The organism is Sorangium aterium, assembly GCF_028368935.1.
Classification (GTDB): Bacteria; Myxococcota_A; Polyangia; order Polyangiales; family Polyangiaceae; genus Sorangium; species Sorangium atrum.
Map to the genome: position 1 here is coordinate 1,519,407 of NZ_JAQNDK010000004.1, position 16,605 is coordinate 1,536,011.

Annotated in this window: 15 protein-coding genes; 10 read left to right on the plus strand and 5 right to left on the minus strand. The window is 71.4% G+C overall.

All coding sequences use genetic code 11. The annotated features are described in order from the left end of the window. The first annotated feature begins 520 nt into the window (after window positions 1-520). The gene (locus POL72_RS37250) at window positions 521-1,444 is read left to right on the plus strand and encodes a Rieske 2Fe-2S domain-containing protein (RefSeq protein WP_272101578.1); all 924 of its coding nucleotides are present in this window, start codon (window positions 521-523) and stop codon (window positions 1,442-1,444) included. Between the two features lie 23 nt (window positions 1,445-1,467). Here POL72_RS37250 and POL72_RS37255 read toward each other — a convergent pair whose 3' ends face one another. Further along, window positions 1,468-1,629, minus strand: coding sequence for a hypothetical protein (locus POL72_RS37255; RefSeq protein WP_272101579.1), 162 nt, complete (start codon window positions 1,627-1,629; stop codon window positions 1,468-1,470). Between the two features lie 101 nt (window positions 1,630-1,730). On the opposite strand from POL72_RS37255, the gene POL72_RS37260 reads away from it, so the two are divergent. The 6 genes from POL72_RS37260 to POL72_RS37285 all read left to right on the plus strand — a co-directional run bounded on the left by POL72_RS37260 (window position 1,731) and on the right by POL72_RS37285 (window position 8,298). Continuing rightward, entirely contained in the window at window positions 1,731-3,236 is a 1,506-nt protein-coding gene (locus POL72_RS37260) for an MbnB/TglH/ChrH family RiPP precursor modification enzyme (RefSeq protein ID WP_272101580.1), read from the plus strand. Window positions 3,237-3,239: 3 nt separating this feature from the next. Beyond that, window positions 3,240-3,986, plus strand: coding sequence for a nucleotidyltransferase domain-containing protein (locus POL72_RS37265; RefSeq protein WP_272101581.1), 747 nt, complete (start codon window positions 3,240-3,242; stop codon window positions 3,984-3,986). Further along, on the plus strand, window positions 3,983-5,056 hold the full coding sequence (locus POL72_RS37270; RefSeq protein WP_272101582.1) for a DUF2207 domain-containing protein: 1,074 nt from the start codon (window positions 3,983-3,985) through the stop codon (window positions 5,054-5,056). The genes POL72_RS37265 and POL72_RS37270 overlap by 4 nt, the downstream gene beginning before the upstream one ends. Then, on the plus strand, window positions 5,040-6,479 hold the full coding sequence (locus POL72_RS37275) for a hypothetical protein (protein ID WP_272101583.1): 1,440 nt from the start codon (window positions 5,040-5,042) through the stop codon (window positions 6,477-6,479). The genes POL72_RS37270 and POL72_RS37275 overlap by 17 nt, the downstream gene beginning before the upstream one ends. Window positions 6,480-6,566: 87 nt before the next feature. Then, on the plus strand, window positions 6,567-7,589 hold the full coding sequence (locus tag POL72_RS37280) for a TauD/TfdA family dioxygenase (protein ID WP_272101584.1): 1,023 nt from the start codon (window positions 6,567-6,569) through the stop codon (window positions 7,587-7,589). 355 nt (window positions 7,590-7,944) lie between these two features. Further along, window positions 7,945-8,298, plus strand: a complete 354-nt coding sequence (locus POL72_RS37285) for a hypothetical protein (RefSeq protein ID WP_272101585.1) — start codon at window positions 7,945-7,947, stop codon at window positions 8,296-8,298. A 17-nt stretch (window positions 8,299-8,315) separates the two neighbouring features. Here the strand turns inward: POL72_RS37285 and POL72_RS37290 are convergent, their stop codons facing one another. Next, window positions 8,316-9,515 carry a CE1 family esterase gene (locus POL72_RS37290; protein WP_272101586.1) on the minus strand — a complete coding sequence of 400 codons (1,200 nt, stop codon included), beginning with the start codon at window positions 9,513-9,515 and terminating at the stop codon, window positions 8,316-8,318. Between the two features lie 118 nt (window positions 9,516-9,633). Between POL72_RS37290 and POL72_RS51975 the strand changes: the two genes are divergently transcribed. Further along, the gene (locus POL72_RS51975; RefSeq protein WP_373372284.1) at window positions 9,634-9,789 is read left to right on the plus strand and encodes a recombinase family protein; all 156 of its coding nucleotides are present in this window, start codon (window positions 9,634-9,636) and stop codon (window positions 9,787-9,789) included. Window positions 9,790-10,723: 934 nt separating this feature from the next. Here the strand turns inward: POL72_RS51975 and POL72_RS37295 are convergent. The 3 genes from POL72_RS37295 to POL72_RS37305 form a co-directional block, all read right to left on the minus strand. Further along, window positions 10,724-11,965 carry a DDE-type integrase/transposase/recombinase gene (locus POL72_RS37295; protein WP_272101587.1) on the minus strand — a complete coding sequence of 414 codons (1,242 nt, stop codon included), beginning with the start codon at window positions 11,963-11,965 and terminating at the stop codon, window positions 10,724-10,726. Continuing rightward, complete coding sequence (locus tag POL72_RS37300) at window positions 11,940-12,323, minus strand: transposase (protein ID WP_373372285.1); 384 nt, start codon at window positions 12,321-12,323, stop codon at window positions 11,940-11,942. Before POL72_RS37300 ends, POL72_RS37295 begins: the two co-directional genes overlap by 26 nt. A 576-nt stretch (window positions 12,324-12,899) precedes the next feature. Then, window positions 12,900-13,163, minus strand: a complete 264-nt coding sequence (locus POL72_RS37305; protein ID WP_157906582.1) for a hypothetical protein — start codon at window positions 13,161-13,163, stop codon at window positions 12,900-12,902. A gap of 572 nt (window positions 13,164-13,735) precedes the next feature. Between POL72_RS37305 and POL72_RS37310 the strand changes: the two genes are divergently transcribed. Further along, on the plus strand, window positions 13,736-15,349 hold the full coding sequence (locus POL72_RS37310; RefSeq protein ID WP_272101588.1) for a hypothetical protein: 1,614 nt from the start codon (window positions 13,736-13,738) through the stop codon (window positions 15,347-15,349). After that, window positions 15,349-16,533 carry an ARPP-2 domain-containing protein gene (locus tag POL72_RS37315; RefSeq protein WP_272101589.1) on the plus strand — a complete coding sequence of 395 codons (1,185 nt, stop codon included), beginning with the start codon at window positions 15,349-15,351 and terminating at the stop codon, window positions 16,531-16,533. The genes POL72_RS37310 and POL72_RS37315 overlap by 1 nt, the downstream gene beginning before the upstream one ends. The last annotated feature ends 72 nt before the right edge of the window (window positions 16,534-16,605 follow it).

Genomic DNA, 16,605 nt, shown 5'->3' on the forward strand with positions numbered 1-16,605 from the left:
CCGTCGCCGCGACGACGGCCTGCGTCGCCCTCCTCGCGCGGCGAGCCCAGCGCGGTCCTGACACGCGGCCGAGCCTACACTGCGCCGAGCATGGGGACCACAGCGTGCTGCGCTCCTTCCGGCGCGAGCGTAGCTCGCCCACGGGGGGTGGTGTACTTTGGCCGAAGGTGGCGTCTTTTGAACCGCCAAGTCGCCAGAAGACGCCAAGAAAAACATAAAATCCTGGCGTCTTCTGGCGTCTTCTGGCGTCCTTGGCGGTTCCATCATTCCGGCAGGGCAGGGTAAGTACCCCACCACCCGCCCCGGATGCCCAGCAGCTCGCGTCCGGCCGCCCGGCTGCTTGCCAGGCGCGCCGCGCGCGGCGAGGGAGCGTGCCAGTGCCTCGGCGCACTCACGCCTGCGAGGTTTGCTGGTAGAGTGACGTTCTCATGCCGCGATCACCGGCACGATGAAGCCCCGCCGCCCGGCGCTGCATGAGCGCGCGGGCGACCCCGACAGACGCTGAGCCGAGGAGATCCACGTGAGCGCTCGAATTCCCCTGCAGCCTTTCCCCCGAGGCTGGTTCCAGGTCGCCACCTCGGACGAGCTGTCCACGGGCGGGCCCATTCCGCTCCGCTGCTTCGGGCAGGATCTGGTGCTGTTCCGGACGCAGGACGGCGAGGCCCGGGTCCTCGACGCCCACTGCCCTCACATGGGCGCGCACCTCGGGGTGGGCGGCCGCGTCGAGCAGGGCGGCATCCGGTGCCCGTTCCACGGATGGGTGATCTCCGGCGAAGGGAAGTGCGTGCACATCCCTTATGCGGACACGATCCCGCCGAAAGCGAGGACCCGCGCCTGGGAGGTACGGGAGCTCGACGGCCTGATCCTTGTCCACCACGCGCTCGGCGGCGAGCCCCCCGCCTTCGAGATCCCGCCGCTCGCCGAGGCGCGCTCGACGGAGTGGTCCCCGAAGCTGACCAAGCGCTGGAGGGTCCGGACGCACATCCAGGAGAACCTCGAGAACATCGTGGATCCAGCCCACTTCGTGACGGTGCACGGCATGCTGGTGCCGCCCCGGACCGAGATCGAGATCGAGGGCCATATCATCCGATCCAGGTCGGCGGTGAAGCAGAAGGGCCCGGGAGGGCAGGTGGTCGACGGCACGATCACCTGGGAAGGCCACGGCATGGGGTACGGGACGATCCGCTTCACCGGCATCGTCGAGCTCCTCTTCGTGAACACGGTCACCCCGATCGACGACGAGCTCGTCGACATCCGCGTCGCCTTCTGGCTGCGCAACGACGGCGCGCAGCGCCTCGGCCAGGCCCTGGCCGCGGAGGTCTGCCGGCAGATCGAGGAGGACATCCCCATCTGGGAGAACAAGATCTACCGCGCTCAGCCCGTCCTGTGCGCCGGGGAGAAAGGCATCATGACGTTCCGCAAGTGGAGCAGCCAGTTCCTCTGACGCGCGGGGCGCGGCGGCGGCCGCTATCCGAGCGGGGCCGGATCGGCCGGGAGCTGGTTCAAGGGACGCAGCACCTTGCCATCGAGGAAGGCGCGGATGTCCTCGACCGCCTGGCCGTGGAGGCTTCGCCAGTCGGCCATCCGGAGCGCCACGCCCTGGTAGTCGTCGAGGATCGCCACGCGCATGGGTGCTGCCTCTCGCATCTCGGGTGAGCTCGACTTCTAGCCGATCCCGATGTCCTCTGTTCCGGATCCCTCCGCGAGGGCAGACTGAGGCAGGTCCCCGCGTGCTCGTGCCCGCCCCCAGATCGCCCCTCTCCGGCGTCGGCGTCGTCGGCGTCGGATTCCGCCCCGAGCTCGCCGCCGACTTGCTGTCCGCGCCCGGCGCCGTGGATTTCGTCGAGGTCGTGGCCGAGGCCTGCTTCGCGAGCCCGGCCGCGCGGCGCGAGGCCTCGGCCATCGCGCGCATCTGGCCGGTGGTGCCACACGGCGTGAAGCTCTCGCTCGGCAGCGCCTCGGGCATCGACATGGACCGCGCGCGCCGCCTCGGGGCGCTCTGCCGGGAGCTCTCGGCCCCGGTCGTGAGCGAGCACGTCGCGTTCGTGCGCGGCGGCGGCCGGGAGATCGGCCACCTCACCGCCCTGCCGTACACGCTCGAGGCGGCGCGCGCTGTCGCGCGGAACGTCGCCGCCGCCCGGCGAGCGCTCCCGGACATCCCCCTGTTGCTCGAGAACGCGGCGTGCACGCTGCGGTTCCCCGGCGACGCCCTCGGGGAGGGGGACTTCTACGCCGAGGTCGTCGACCGCACCGGGTGCGATCTGCTCCTCGACGTCGGCAATGTCTATGCGAACGCCGTCAACGCCGGCGTCGATCCCGGGGAGCTCGTCGGTTCCTACCCGCTCGAGCGCGTGGCGATGATCCACATCGCCGGCGGCGTCGTGGAGCACGGCTTCTACTTCGACACGCATGCCCATCCGGTCCCCGCGCCGGTGTTCGCCCTGCTGGCCCAGGTCGTTGCTCGCACCGGGCCTCTCCCGATCCTCCTCGAGCGCGACGGCGACTTCCCGCCCTTCGCCGCGCTCGCGGCCGAGATAGCGACCGCGAGGGCGATCGCCCGGTCCGCGCCGTCCCGACCGACGTTGACCCGACCGACGTTGGCCGAACCCACGTTGGCGCCGACCCGACCGGGGTTGCCTGCCTCTCGCGCCGCCTTGCCGCTGGCCGAACCCACGTTGGCGCCGACCCGACCGGGGTTGCCTGCCTCTCGCGCCTTGCTGAAAAATTCTGCCGACGCCTCCCCTCCATCGGCGTCGGCGCTCGCCGAGGTCCAGGCCCGCGTGGCCGAGCTGCTCACCTCACCCGTCGATCCGCCGCCGGAGGCCGTGCCTCCGTTCGACGCCGAGGACGTCGCCCGGTCGCGCGCGATCCTCCAGCGCAAGCGCGTCGACGACGCGCTCCCGCTCTTGCCGCGGCTCTCGCCTCACCGCGAGGCGGTCGCGCGCCTAGGGGCCCGGTGTGTCGAGGCGTCGCCGCGGGCCCCGAGCCTCACGGCGGTCGCCGACGCGCTCCGCATCGCCGCGGCGGCGGTGGAGGACGCCCGGCTCGCGCCGGAGGCGATCGTCGACCGCCTGCTGCTCCGCGCCCGCTTCGTCGGGCCCGCGGGCGACGGGGGCGTCAAGCCCAGGTTCCTGCCCTTCATTCGGCGAGAGCGGCTGCCGGGAGGTCGGGTAGTCTGGGCGATCAAGGGGATGGGCTCGAGCGCCGAGGTCCGGCTGATCGAGCCGCGAAGGTAGACCATGAACGAGGGATCCATCGCCACGGGGAGCGCCGTCTCCAGGTTGCCGGCGCCGGTGCAGGCGCGGCTCGTCGAGCTCAAGGAGGGCCTGGAGCGGACGCTCGGTGAGGAGCTTTCGTGCCTGCTCGTGTACGGGAGCGCGGCGCGGGGCGGCTACCGCGACGGGCAGAGCGACGTCGATCTGATGGTGGTGCTCGCGGAGGCCTCCCGCCAGAGCCTCGACGCGATCGCCAACGCGCTCCGGATCGCGCGCTACGCGGCCCGCATCGAGGCGATGATCCTGACCGCCGCCGAGATCCCGCGGGCCGCGGACGTGTTCCCGCTGCTCTACGACGACATCCGCCGGTGCCACGTGCTCCTCTCCGGCCGCGACCCGTTCTCGGCGCTCGTGATCGACGGCAAGAACCGCCGCCTGCGCGTCGAGCAGGAGCTGCGCGAGGCGCAGATCCGCCTCCGGCGCGCGGTGGTGGACGGGATGGGCGCGGACGACGCCTTGAAGGGCGCGGTCTCCCGCAAGGTGAAGCAGATCCGCGGCCCGCTCCACGCCCTGCTCGGCCTGCACGGGATCGAGGGCGGCGACGATCTGGGCACGGTGCTCGCCGGATCGGGCAAGCTCCTCGGCGTCGACGTGGCCCCGCTGCAGCGCGTCCACGAGGCGCCGGGCGCGGCCTACGCGGCGCTGGCAGAGCTGCTCGCGCGCGCGGTCGACGACGTCGACCGGCTGGAGCACGAGGAGGCGGCGCGATGATCCACGAGATCTTCGACTTCTTCCCGTTCAACATGGGGTCGGGGCCGGCGTTCCTGCTCTTCTATCTGGCGCTCTCGATCGCCGGCCTCGTCGTCGCCATCCTGGTGCGCAGCGCCGTCGGCGCCTCCCTCGATCGCTCCGCGCAGCTGAGCGGCGCCGCGGCGGTCGCGGGGGCGCCGGGGGGCGCGCCTTACCGAACCCCGGCCTACGCCCATGCGCCGCCGCGGCAGCGGCTCTCGGCGGGCTGGATCCCTCAGCCGGACGAGTACTGGGCGATCGCGTACCTCCGCGACGGGAACAAGGGCGTCGCCGCCACGCTGATCGCGGTCGCGATGGCCGCGGGCTGGCTCGTCCCCGCGGGGGAGGCGAAGGACGCGCCGCAGGCGCTCCACGTCATGGTCGGCTCGGCCCCGCCGGACCGGGTGCTCGCGGCGTTCTTCAGCTCGCTCTCGTCGAGGGGCGCGCACGGCGATCGGATGGTGGCGCTCTCGCTCGATCAGGTGCGCGCCTCCGCCGACCAGATCGCGGCCCGCTTCGAGCCGGAGCTCCGCGCCGAGCTCGCCGCCGCAGGGATGCTGCGCCCGCGGGGGACGATGACGGCCCTCTCGGCCGTTGTGTGGGCGGTCGGCGTCGGCCTGCTCGGCGTGGGCCTGATCCGCGCCATCCGGGCGGAGGAGCTCGATCGGCCGTACTCGTTCCTGGTGGTGGAGATGATCGCGCTGCTCGTCGCCACGTGGATCGTGGCGCGGACCGCGAGCGCCTACAGCACCATGAAGTCGGACTACCTCAGGTGGATCGACGACTCGACGGTCTCGCTCCGCTCCGACGTCGCCAGCGGCCGCCGCCGGGAGGCGGTGGACATCGGGTTGACGGTCGCCGCGAGCGGCACGGCGGCGCTCGCGATGTCGCCGCTCTTCGGGCCGATGGTCTATGCGATGACCCCGCCCCCGCCGATCTCGACGGGGGGCGGCTCGTCGGGCGGATCGAGCTGCAGCTCGTCGAGCTGCGGCGGCGGCGGCGGCTGCGGCGGCGGCGGCGGCTGCGGCGGTGGTGGTGGCTGCGGCGGGTGACGCCCGCTTCGAGGTGCTCGACGCCCTCGGCCTGTGCCGGCTCACCCGGCGCACCGGCGATCTCGACGGTGCGGTGCCGCTCCGGGTGGCGAAGGCGTGCGTGCCGCTGCTCGAGGGCAACGCGTTCGGGCTCCAGATCACGCTGGCGCGGCCGATCGAGGTGCGGCGGCGCCTCGGGTCGCTCCGCGCCGAGCCGGCGGGCGAGCACCGCGAGGCGCTCGTCCGCGCCCATCGCGCCGCGCTGCCCCGGCTGGTCTCGCAGGGCTTCCTGGCGCCGGAAGGGGCATGGCACCGGGCGCTGCGCGGCGGCCTCGCCTGGACGTGCCGGAAGGGGCTGGGGCCGCCTCGCCTGCGCCTGTGGACCGGGCTCCTGGTGCGCCCGGACCCGGGCCTGTGGCTGCGCGTCGCGGGGGCAGCCAACCGCCGGAACGCGCTGATCGAGGTGAGCGAGGCGTACCTCGCCGACGACGGCGCGTTCGTCCCGCTGGTGGTCGAGCTGCGCGTCCGCGACGAGGCTCCGCAGAGCCTGCAGATCGAGGGCGAGATCGGCTGTATCGCGCCGGTGCTCCCCGACGTGCAGATCGAGGCGTGCTCGCTCGCGGAAGCGCCCGAGGTGGGGCGGGCGCACGCGGAGTTCTACGACGCGAAGTACTTCGCGGTGAAGAAGGGCCAGGTGACCCGCAAGTACCGGCGGCTCGTGGGGGGCACGGCGGGTTGGCGGAACGCGGGCGCGGGCGAGGAGAAGGCGGGCGAGGGGAGCGCGGGCGAGGAGAAGGCGGGCGAAAGGCGCGCGGGCGAGGAGAAGGCGGGCGAGGGGAGCGCGGGGCCGGCGCGCGTGCGGCTGGTCGTCGCGGGGCCGGCGGTGCCGGAGATCACCGAGGTGACCGAGGTCACGACCGCGGCCGGGCCGGATCCGGTCCCCTGGCGCGGGGGTGCTCGGCGGCTCGCGTCGATCGTGGTGAGGAACGCCGTCGCGTTCCGCGCGACGTTCGACGGGCACACGCTCGCCGTCGCGCCGGACGCGCCGCGCCTCGCCGACGCGGCGGCCGCGGTGGAGCACATGTTCGCGCAGACCTTCGGCGACGACTTCATCGCCGCGAACCGCGGGGCGCTCTGGTACCTGACGAAGTACTTCACGCCGCATCCGCCGGGCGAGCCGCACTTCTTCGTGAAGCCGTGGGCCTTCACCCGGACGCCGCCGGGCTGGTCGAGCCTTCTCGACGGCGTCAACGGCGACGGCTACGACGTGATGCGCGGCGTGGTCGCGACCGACGCGTTCTTCGCGACCCCGGCGGTGTTCCACGTGCGCCGGCTCGGGGCGCCGGTCGAGGTGCCCGAGGGCACGGCGCTGCTCCGGATCGTGCCCATCCCGCGCGATCTGCTCCGGGCCGGCTTCCGGGAGGCCCGCTTCCTCGATGCGTGAGCGGGGTGGACGGCGCGATCCTCGGGTCCGTATGTGCTGGATAAATAGGATGATTTTGCCCTTCGAGCGCCCCCGCGGAGCGCGCCCATGAGCGAGCGATGGATCTGGCCTGGGCCGGAGGGCGGTCCGGCGAGGCTCTTCGACGAGCTCGCGGCGCGTGGCTTCTCGGTGCTCCGCGGCGACGCGGCGCTGGCGCCCGAGGAGGCCGCGCGGGCGCCGTGGAGCTTCGCCGAGCGGCTCCTCGGGGCAAGGCCGCTCCTGGTGGAGCGGCAGCCGATCAAGGCCGTGCCGGGCGGCAGGTCGTTCGCCGCGAGCTCCGCGGCGGCGCCGCTCCACACCGACAGCCAGTGCTTCGCGGGCGCGCCGCCGGCGGTGCAGATCATGGCCTGCGTCAGGCCCGCGGAGCGCGGCGGCGGCTGCCTCCTGCTCGACGGCTGGCCGCTGCTCTCGGCGATCGAGCGCGCCGATCCCGAGCTCTTCCGCGCGCTCTTCACGGTGTACAGGCGCATCCCGTTCGTCTTCGGCGACTTCTTCGGGCCCACCGTGTCGCTCCGCGGCGGCGCGCTCGCGCTCACGCACGCGCCGTTCGTGCCGCCGGGGGACGCGATCGCCGCGCGCCTCGCGCGGTTCGTCGAGGCGGCGCGGCGCGAGCTGATCGAGCTGTCGCTCGGCCCGGTGGACATCCTGGTCGTCGACAACCGGCGCATGCTGCACGGGCGGCGGGCGTTCGAGGGGGCGCGCGAGTTCGTGCGGCTGCTCGTCTGGATGGAGGCGCGGCTCCCGTCGCCGCCGGCGTACAACGCGCTCGCCGCGGAGGTCGCCGAGGCGGCCGCGCGCCGCCTCGCCGGAGGGCCGCCGGCCACGCGCCGTCGGCTCGGCCTCGGCGCGCCGCCGCCGCCCGAGGCCCGCCGCCGCCTCGGCCTGGTCCTGGAGATGCTGCGCGGCGTCCCGCCGGGCGTCCTCGCAGCGCGCGAGCGCATCCCCGAGCCCGAGCTCTACCGCCTCCGCGACGCGGCGCTCGCCGCCGCGGAGGAGGCGCTCTCGGGCGACGCGGAGGGCGCGGACGACGGCGCGCTGGCGGAAGCGATCGAGCGGATGAGCCAGGGGTGAGCCGCGCTTGCGCCGGGCTGCTGTGCGGAAGAGAGCCGTGACCATCGGGCGGAAGCTGCGTGGACGGCGCTGTGGACGTCCGCCAGGTCGATGCGGTCGCAGCTGCGCTGGCCTGTCCATCGGCTCCGCCAAGCGGCATGGTACAGTGTGGCCATGAGCGCAGGTGATGAGGCTGCGGAAGCGCGGCGGTTGGCTCGCGCGGGCTGGATGATGCGCGTCTTTCGGCCAGGAGAGGACGAGGCGCAAGCGGAAGCGGACGCCCTCTTCTGGAGCTCCATCCCCATCCAACAGCGTGCCGAGGTCACCTGGAAGCTAAGTCAGGAGCTGTTCGAGCTGGCCTTCCCGGGATCCGCCCATGAACGAAGACTTCCTCGATCTGATTTCCGCCCTGTGCGCCGTTGACGCGAAGTTCTTGGTGATCGGGGCCTACGCCGTCGGCGTGCATGGCCGCCCGCGCGCGACCAAGGACCTCGATATCTGGGTCGAGGCGAGCCCTGAGAACGCGGCGCGGGTGATGGATGCCCTGCGTCGGTTCGGGGCGCCGCTCTCGGAGCTGACGGAGCAGGAGCTCGCTACGCCGGGTATCGGGTTCATGATGGGCGTGCCGCCGCGACGTATCGATGTCCTGACGCAGATCTCCGGCGTCGAGTTTGGCGAGGCGTGGCCACGTCGCATCGAGGTCGCGTTTGGACCTTTCAAGAGGTTTTAGGCTCGACTCTTGGCAGCCTAGAACTGACTGAAGAACTTCCAAACCTCTTGCGGTTGCCAACGTTGACCACCCTCTCGCGGCGGATCAGGCGTGTGCGGTCCCACGAAGGAGCAGAACTCCACCGGATAACCCGTCGTGCAGCCCATGAAGTTGGTGCACACGTGGTTTCCGGTGGCCCTTGTCGGCTCCTTCCAGGTGCAACCGTTCAGCCCGGCGTACGTCTGCGCCATCGAGACACCGCCACCGTACTGAAGGACGTTGTCGTTGGTGCCATGGGATGCGTAGAAGGCGACCGCTTCGCTCGGCTTGCAGTTGCCGGCACTGAGCTGCGCCGCTCCGTTGTAGATGGCGACGGCGCGGACACCCCAAGTGCCGGTTCCATCGAGTGGACGCGAGCAAGCCGTCCGGTAGGACATGCTGCCGCCGTAACTCCAGCCGTTTGCGAAGATCTTGCTCTTGTCGATACAGAAATTTTGCTCGACCTGCTCTACCACGGCGTCCGCGAGTGCCACGTTCGAGCCGCTTGAGTCGGGCCACCCGCAGCCGCTTTCCCCGTTGCCAGTCCCGGTGCACGGCGTTCCGTTCTTCTCCCCATTGGGAGCCACGAAGATCGTACTGCTGGCGGCGTCGGCGATGTCCTTCAGCCAGTAGTAGTTCTGCTGATACATCTGCTTGTCGTTTCCATCGAGCTGATGCCAAGCGATGACCAATCTGTACGGCTTCTTATTGTCGTAGTTGGCCGGCACGCTCAGGATGTATCGACGTTGCCGATTCGCCGCCGTAATCGAGATCGGGTTGCCGTTATTGTACATGCTGGCGTCAATGGTCGGCGTTTTGCCGCACCCGGCGGACAACGTACCCGTGTCCGAGCCTCCACCAGCGCCACCACCGGACCCGGCCCCGCCGGCTCCGCTACCACCTGAGCCAGCAGCCCCGCCCGTGTCCGAGCCGCCCGTGCCCGAGCCGCCCGTGCCCGAGCCGCCCGTGTCCGAGCCGCCCGTGGCCGAGCCGCCCGTGGCCGAGCCGCCCGTGGCCGAGCCGCCCGTGGCCGAGCCGCCCGTGGCCGAGCCGCCCGTGGCCACGGCACCGGTGCCTGCGGAACCATTGGGAGCGCTACCTCCAGAGCCCTGCGTGTCGCTCGAATCGGACGAGCAACCGACGAGCGCCGAGGCACACGCGAACGAGTTGAGAATGACGACGAGGGAAGCGCGGTTCATTAGGCCTCTCCATAAAGGGGACGTACGGGTTTACCTACCGCTTGTAAGTACCGGAGTCACGGTCTAGAAATTTATTCCTTCGCTGTTCGCTCCCTCGGTCCGATCCGCGGGTGAGCACGTGGGCGCTCGTGGGCGACGCCGAGCTGGCGCGGGCTGGATGCACTCCGCCATTCGCGAGATGCTGCGAAACCCAAAGTACGTCGGCGAATTCTCGTTCGGTCGACGGAGGTGGAATTTGTCAACGCGGATGAGACAGCGGTCACGAGAATCCTAACTCGGCACGCGCTCTCGTATCGCCGGTGGCCGCGGCGGGCTCGTACCTCGGTACAACGTCGCACGGCTCACTCCCAGCGCGGCGCACGCGGCGACCACCGAGACCCCAGGCTCGGCGAAGTCTTCCACCAGGTCCATCAGCTGTCTCCGTGCGGATAGGACAAGCAAACGCGTTCCGCAAAGTCAAGATTCTCGGAGCCGTTCCTGGCTCGTGCAGTCCGACTGTACGAGTTTATCGACAGAACGGGCCTTATGCGATCAGACAGGCCTTCCACTCGTGAAACGCCTGCGATTACCGCGACGTCGCGCCAAGCGGAAGGCATCCTACCGTATAGATGTACACTACTGGCACCAAGCGGAAGGCATCCTACCGTATAGCTGTACACTACTGAGCTCGTCCAAACGGCCGCCGTCGCGGTTCGCGGCGCGTCGTGATGGCCGGCGCACGCACCTCAGGGCAGACCTCCCCCCGGCCACGTCGTCGAGCAGCGTCCCTCCCCTTTCAGTTTCGTCACGCGGGGTCCGCCGGGTACCGCGCGCGGCACTCCAGCGGCTCGGCGAACAGACCGAGGTGGCTCAAGATCTTCCTCGCCGTCGCCTTCCGTGATCGCGGCCATGAGTCGCATCCGCCCGCTGCATCGCGGGCACGCGAGAACATCTACTGCGTAAGTCCGCCGCAAAAGCTTCGCCCATTCGACGCGAGGCGACGTCGCCAGAAGGAGCCCATCCAGCAGCCGATCAAGATGCTGGACCGAGATCCCCTCCGACACGAATCCAACATCAGCCCACGGCAGTACAGCGCCCAGCGCAGTCGACACCCGCTCGCGCTCGACCGCGCCATGCACCATCGTCAGCAGCGCCCCAACCGCCACGTCCCGAGCGCCTCGCTCCGACACTGCCGACGGCGCCGCCTCGCTTCGCTCGTCTCCTCTGCGCTACGGCGTCTCCATGCCTCTCGCCGGCCCCTTCGGCGCCTGCCTCGCCGGCAAGGGCGTGATCGTCGTCGTCTTCTTCTTGTCATCGCTGCCCGCGCTATCAGCTCCGGCGCGCTGCTCGCCCTTACGCGCCTTCCCCGTCGCCTTCGGCACCACGAGGCTGCGTTGCTTCGCATGCGGCGCGAGCACACCGTGGTAGCGCACCAGCGGATGGCGCGGCGGCGGCACCAGCGCGGCGAGCCTCGCGAAAAACACAATCGGCGTCATCACCCGATGCGTTCCTTTTCGCCGCGGGTATTTCACCTGATAGGCCACCCGACCGTCGCGGAGGATGCTGAGCCGCTCCAAAGCGAAGCAGGGACGCGCGCAATACCGGACGAGCCGCTCGCGCCCCTCGTCGTCGTAGCCCTCGATGCGCACCGCCGCCTCGACGTTGAAACCATCGAGCTCCACCGTGAGCGGCCGACGGCGCTTCGCCTCGAACCGCGCATGAGCCAGCGAGGCAAAGCGGTCCGGATAGTCGGGCTGGTACTTGAGCGTCTTGAACTGCGACTCGGAGAAGGCGTTGTCATCGCTGACGTGAGGCCGGCTGAAGCTTCGAACGACGCCGAGCGAGCCGAGGAGCTGAGCGAGCCCCTCCGACCTCATCGCGGAGCCGCGGTCGGCGTGCACCGTGAGCGAACCGGGCTCGACGCCGTGGCGGGCGACCGTCTCTGCGAAGAGGTGCTCGGCGAGCTCCGCGCTCTCGCGCTCGGCGAGCAGCCAGCCGACGGTCATGCGACTGAACAGGTCGAGGACGACGTACAGGCAGTAGAAGACCCCGGGCAGCGGCCCGCGCAGCTTGGTTATATCCCACGTCCAGATCTGGTTGGGGGCTGTGGCGGTGAGCGTCGGCTTGGCATGCTTCGTCGGCCCACGCTGCGCGCGTCGCTCGCCGCTCTCGCCGGACGCCGCGAGCAGGCGGTACATCGTACGGATGGAGGCATGGTAGACGCCGCGCGACAGCAGCGTCGCGTAGACCTCCGGCGGGGGCTGGTCGACGAACTCGTCGCTGTGCAACACATCGAGCACGGTTTGCCGCTCGGGGTCACTGAGACGGCGTGGGCTCGGAACGGGCCCCCGCAGCGCGGGTGGCCTCGCGGGCTGGGTCTGCCGGTAGAGCGTAGCGCGGCTGACGCCGAGTGTCGCGCACGCCTGCGCGATGGGGACGTGCGGGTCATCGAGCTCTTCGATAACGTCCATCAGCGCTCTTCGTCGCTCGTGAGGTTGATGACCAGAATGGCAGAGACTTTTTTTTGGAGATCGATGAGCTTCTCAGCGAGCGCGAGCTTCTCCTCGAGTCGGGCCGAGCGCTTCTCGAGCTCGGCGATGCGCCGGTCCTTCGCGTCCTGCTTCGGCTTGCGGCCGGGCTTGCGCCCGCGAGAGCCTCGCTGCCGTGGAGAGCGAGCTGCTTGCGCCACGCCGTCAGGAGGGAGCTGTAGATGCCCTCGCGGCGCAGCAGCGCCTCGATATCGCCGCGCTGGGTGCATGCGGCCGCCTCGCGAACGATGCGCAGCTTCTCCGCCGCCGAGAACTTCCGCCTCTTGCCCGCCTTCGGCATGGTCTCGACGGCGACGCCACTCGCGCGAGGAGCAGCGCCCTGCGCCGCTGGGGCAAGGGTAGGATCGACGGATCGGAGATGGGAAGGCTTCGGCACGGGTCAGGTCCATTCTCCGCCCTCTCACCACAGATTTCCAGGGGGAGCCTGTCTCACCCGACGTTGGCACAGAGGGCTTGCGCCCCCTCAACGGGAACAAGGGGCAGTTTGCGTTTGATGGCAAGGCGGGGTAACCGAATACGCGACGCCGCTGCTTGAGCATGGCGGCAAGGTGGCTGCGCCCTCGGCGGAGCTGCGAGAGGGCGGTCCCGATTGGCATCCCGAGGCTCCGGGCGATCTCGCTCACCTGCTCACCGCCGCCGACGAGGATCAACACCCAGCGCTCCCACTGATGCACCTCCCAGAGCAGGTCCACGATGGCGCGAACCTCTACCTCGCCGTAGGGAGACGGCGCCCGCTACCGACCGGCGACGTAGATCAGCGGAACGGCGACCTCCAGGCGGCAGACCCCGTCGTGGGACTTGCGGCCTGGTGGACGGCGACGGCGTTCAGCCGGCCGCGGTGGCGTTCAGGATGGGCTCAGGATCGCGCGCGGCGCGCGCTGGCGAGGTCGACGACAGGCGCAACGTGGTTGGGCTGCTGCGGGGCGCTGAGGAGCGCCGAGAGGGTGCGAGCGGCGATCTGCGCGGTCGCGAGGTCGCCCGCTACGTGGGCAGCGGCGATGGTCTGCGTGAGGGTCGTGACGAGCACCTGGCGCGGGCTGCTCGCCGGGGGCGTGATCGGGGCTGCTTCGGGTCGGGGAGGGGTCGTCAGCGCGGTCTGCTTCACAACCGCTGAGGGCATCGCCGGAAGCGTCACGGAATCGTCCGGCCGACCAGAGATCGCGGGGTTAGCGCCCACGATCGCCGAGTCGACGCCGGCTTCGACCCCCTCGAAATCCGCTGAAACCCGCCCCATCGCGTCCTCCCGCTCCCCCTGGAAAAGTGACGCTGTACCAGGAACTTTTCCGTGCGGGCACGCGTGCCAGGGGCGGCTCGCGCCCCACACGCCGCGTTGCCTCCCTCGGGGAAAGCGGTCAAGGGACAACGAGTCCGCGGGACATCCAGGTCGCAACCACAGGCTTCGTGCCCTCCCAGGCGACGAGGGCCTGCTTCGTGAGGTCGATGTCTGTCCGTTTTTCGCCACCCTTGCCCTAACTGGGTTCGGAGCGGGGGACGAAGACATGGCAGGCAGGGTGGAGAGTTCAGCGCTGCCAGCGATGACCTTGTCGTCAAGGGAGATCTTGTCCTTCGAGAGGTGCCCCCCCGGGTGTATGCTGCCGGTTGCCGCCCGTGGGACTTCGGGGCGATTTCCGATCCCAGTCTGGAAACTGTCGTAGGTTGATCGCCCCACCATTCCCCGGGCGGCTCTTTGCCATGCCCACCGCCCCTCCCGCGCCCCCCGCACGCTTTCACACCGAGCGCGTCGAGCGCGAGGACCTCGTCATGTTCATCAACGCCTGCTTCGCGTGCACCGGGCAGGCGGAGTTCTATGGCACCTCCGGAGGCCAGGCCGTCTCCATCGAGTTCCTCCACGAGTACATCCTCGGCAATTACCGCCGCCTCTACGCGCGCACGCTCGCCGCCGGCATCAACCACTTCAACCAGGCGCGCATCGCCGTGAACCTCCTCGCGACCGGCGCCGAGACGCCCGCCGCCGACCGGCGCGAGGAGGGCTCGCTCATCGCGGCGGCCCTCCGGGAGCTCCCGCCGCAGCGCGCGCTCCGGGCGCTGCGCGAGCTCCGGGATCGCCGCGTGAACAACCGCCGCGCGCGCGCCGTCATCCGCGGCTACCTCGCCGGCCGGCCGGACCCGGCGTTCGACGCCGTCAAGTACCGCGCCCACGTCCGCGCGCTCGCGGTGCACGCCCACCTCCAGCTCCCCGGCGAGATCGGGCCGTTCCTGTTCGAGCCCAGGCGCCGCGCGCCGTTCGAGACGCCGCTCCTCGAGCGCGCGCGGCAGGCGCGTTATGCGAAGGAGGCGATCTTCGACCTGCCGCTGACCGTCGCCGAGGGGCTCGCCGCCGCCCGCGGCGTCTCTCGCGACGAGCTCCTCCGCCGCGCCGCGCCGCGCATGACCGAGGGCGAGCGCCTCCGGCTCCAGCGCGCCGCCGGGCGGGAGGACGTCGACCTCGCCGTCGACCTCGGCCGCGCTCCCCTCACGCGCGTCGCCCTCTACGCGCTCTCGCTGCCCGAGGAGGCGCGGCGCGAGCGCCGCGACGAGCTCCACGCGGCGCTCGATCGCGCCGCCGCCCGCGCGCTCAGGAAGAGCCCGGCCGCGCTCGGGCGCGTCGCCGCCGTGCTCGACCGGAGCTACTCGGCGTCCGGATCGAGCGAGAAGCGCCGCCGCCCGCTCGCCGTCGCGCTCGGCGTGAGCTACCTGCTCCGCGCCGCCGCCCGCGAGTACCGCGCCTTCTGGACCGTGCCCACGCCCGACGAGATCCTCGTCGGCGCGCACGGCCAGACCGATCTCGCGGCGCCGCTGCTCGACGCGCTCGCCTGGCGACCCGACGTCGTGGTCATCCTCTCCGACGGCTTCGAGAACGACCCGCCCGGCGCCGCCGCCGAGGTCGCAAGGTGCTTTCGGGCGCGGCTCGATCCGGGGCAACGGACGTCGATCGTCCACATCAACCCCGTGTTCGACAGCGAGCGCTACGCGCCCCGCGCGCTAGGGCCGTCGATCCCGACGGTCGGCCTGCGCGACGCCGAGGACCTGCCGACGGTCCTCGGTTTCGCACGCTTTGCCGAGGGCACGGCGCCGCTCGCGGAGCTCGAGCGCTACCTCGCGCAGCGCGCGGTCGCGCTGCTCTCGCGGCACGCCCGGACGCCGGGCGCCGCGGAGCCAGCCGTGGAGCCGGGGCCGGCAGGCGCCGTGGCGCTGGCAGGTGCCGTGGCGCTGGCAGACGCGGTGGCGCTGGCGGACGCAGTGGAGCCGGCAGACGCCGCCGAGCTCGCAGAAGAGGCGCCCGCCGCGGCGCTCGAGGTGCCCTGATGGCCAAGGCGCCGGCCCTGCTCCGGTCGCTCTCGCTCCGGGGCCTCTCCGCGACGCACGCGCAGGTCTTCGCGGGCGTGCGCCTGGTCCCGCTCCTCCGGGACGCACCGCGGGACGACCTGCGCATCGCCGGCCGCAGGCACGACGACGCCTGGTCGATCGTCAATCTAGGCGATGGCAGGGCCTACTGCTCCTACGTGCCGCACGCGCTCGTGATCGGGTGGACCGACGACGGCTCGCCTGTCGCGTCCTACGGCGCGGCGCTCGCGGGGCCGGAGGTCCGAAACCCGCTCAGCAAGTGGGGTTGCGGCGTCCAGCTGCTCCACCGCATGGCCCGGCGCGAGGTCCGCGGCGAGGACCCGGCCGAGCGGAACCGCCTGCGCCTCTTGCCGCTGCACCTCGCGATGGAGGGCTTCCTCGCGCTGCACTTCAACGCCCCCGAGATCGCCTGGTCCGAGTACTCGCGGCGGGCGATCTCCCGCGGGCTCGACCCGCGCACCGAGATGTCGCTCTCCGGCCGCGCGATCCCGAGCCTGGAGGACGCGCTGCGCGTGTTCGAGATCCACGAGGGCCAGTGCGGCGTCCTGCTCTTCGTCGGCGAGCTGCTCGCGTCGGTGTTCGTGGTGTCGCACCCTGACGACTACCGCGCGCTGCACCGCACGCTGATCGAGGACTTCTACGAGCAGACGCTGCTCTACGCGGCCCGCCACAACGGCGACAGCCAGGCGCTCGAGCACACCTTCGACGCCGCGCGGATCGGCTCGCTCGACGACCTGCGGGCCGCGCTCGGCCGGGCGCGGGCGGAGGCCGGCGCGCTGCACGTGGACACGGCCGCGGGGCTCCTCGGCCGGCCGATCGCGGCGGAGCGCGTGTACCGGGCGGGGCCGTTCTCGCTGCAGCGGTTCATGACGGAGCTCGATCCGGCGCTGGACAACCACATCGGCGAGGCGATCGTGCGCGAGGACGGCACGCTGGAGTACGCGAAGACGTACCGGCTCGCGGCGGGGCAGGTGAGGCGCGCCCGGCTCCTCCAGCAGCTCTCGGCGCACGGGTGGAACCTGGACGCCACCGCGGCGGCGCTCCGGACCACGCGCGACCAGCTGATCCGGCGGATCGACGGCGAGGGGTTCGGCTACCTCATCGCGGAGCACGTGCTCAAGGCGGCGCTGAAGCGGACGAAGTGAGCCCGCAGCGTCGAGGGGGGAACGCGGGCGTGCTTCGCGACCTCCGTTGCAAAGGTCTGCCTCCGCAGCCGA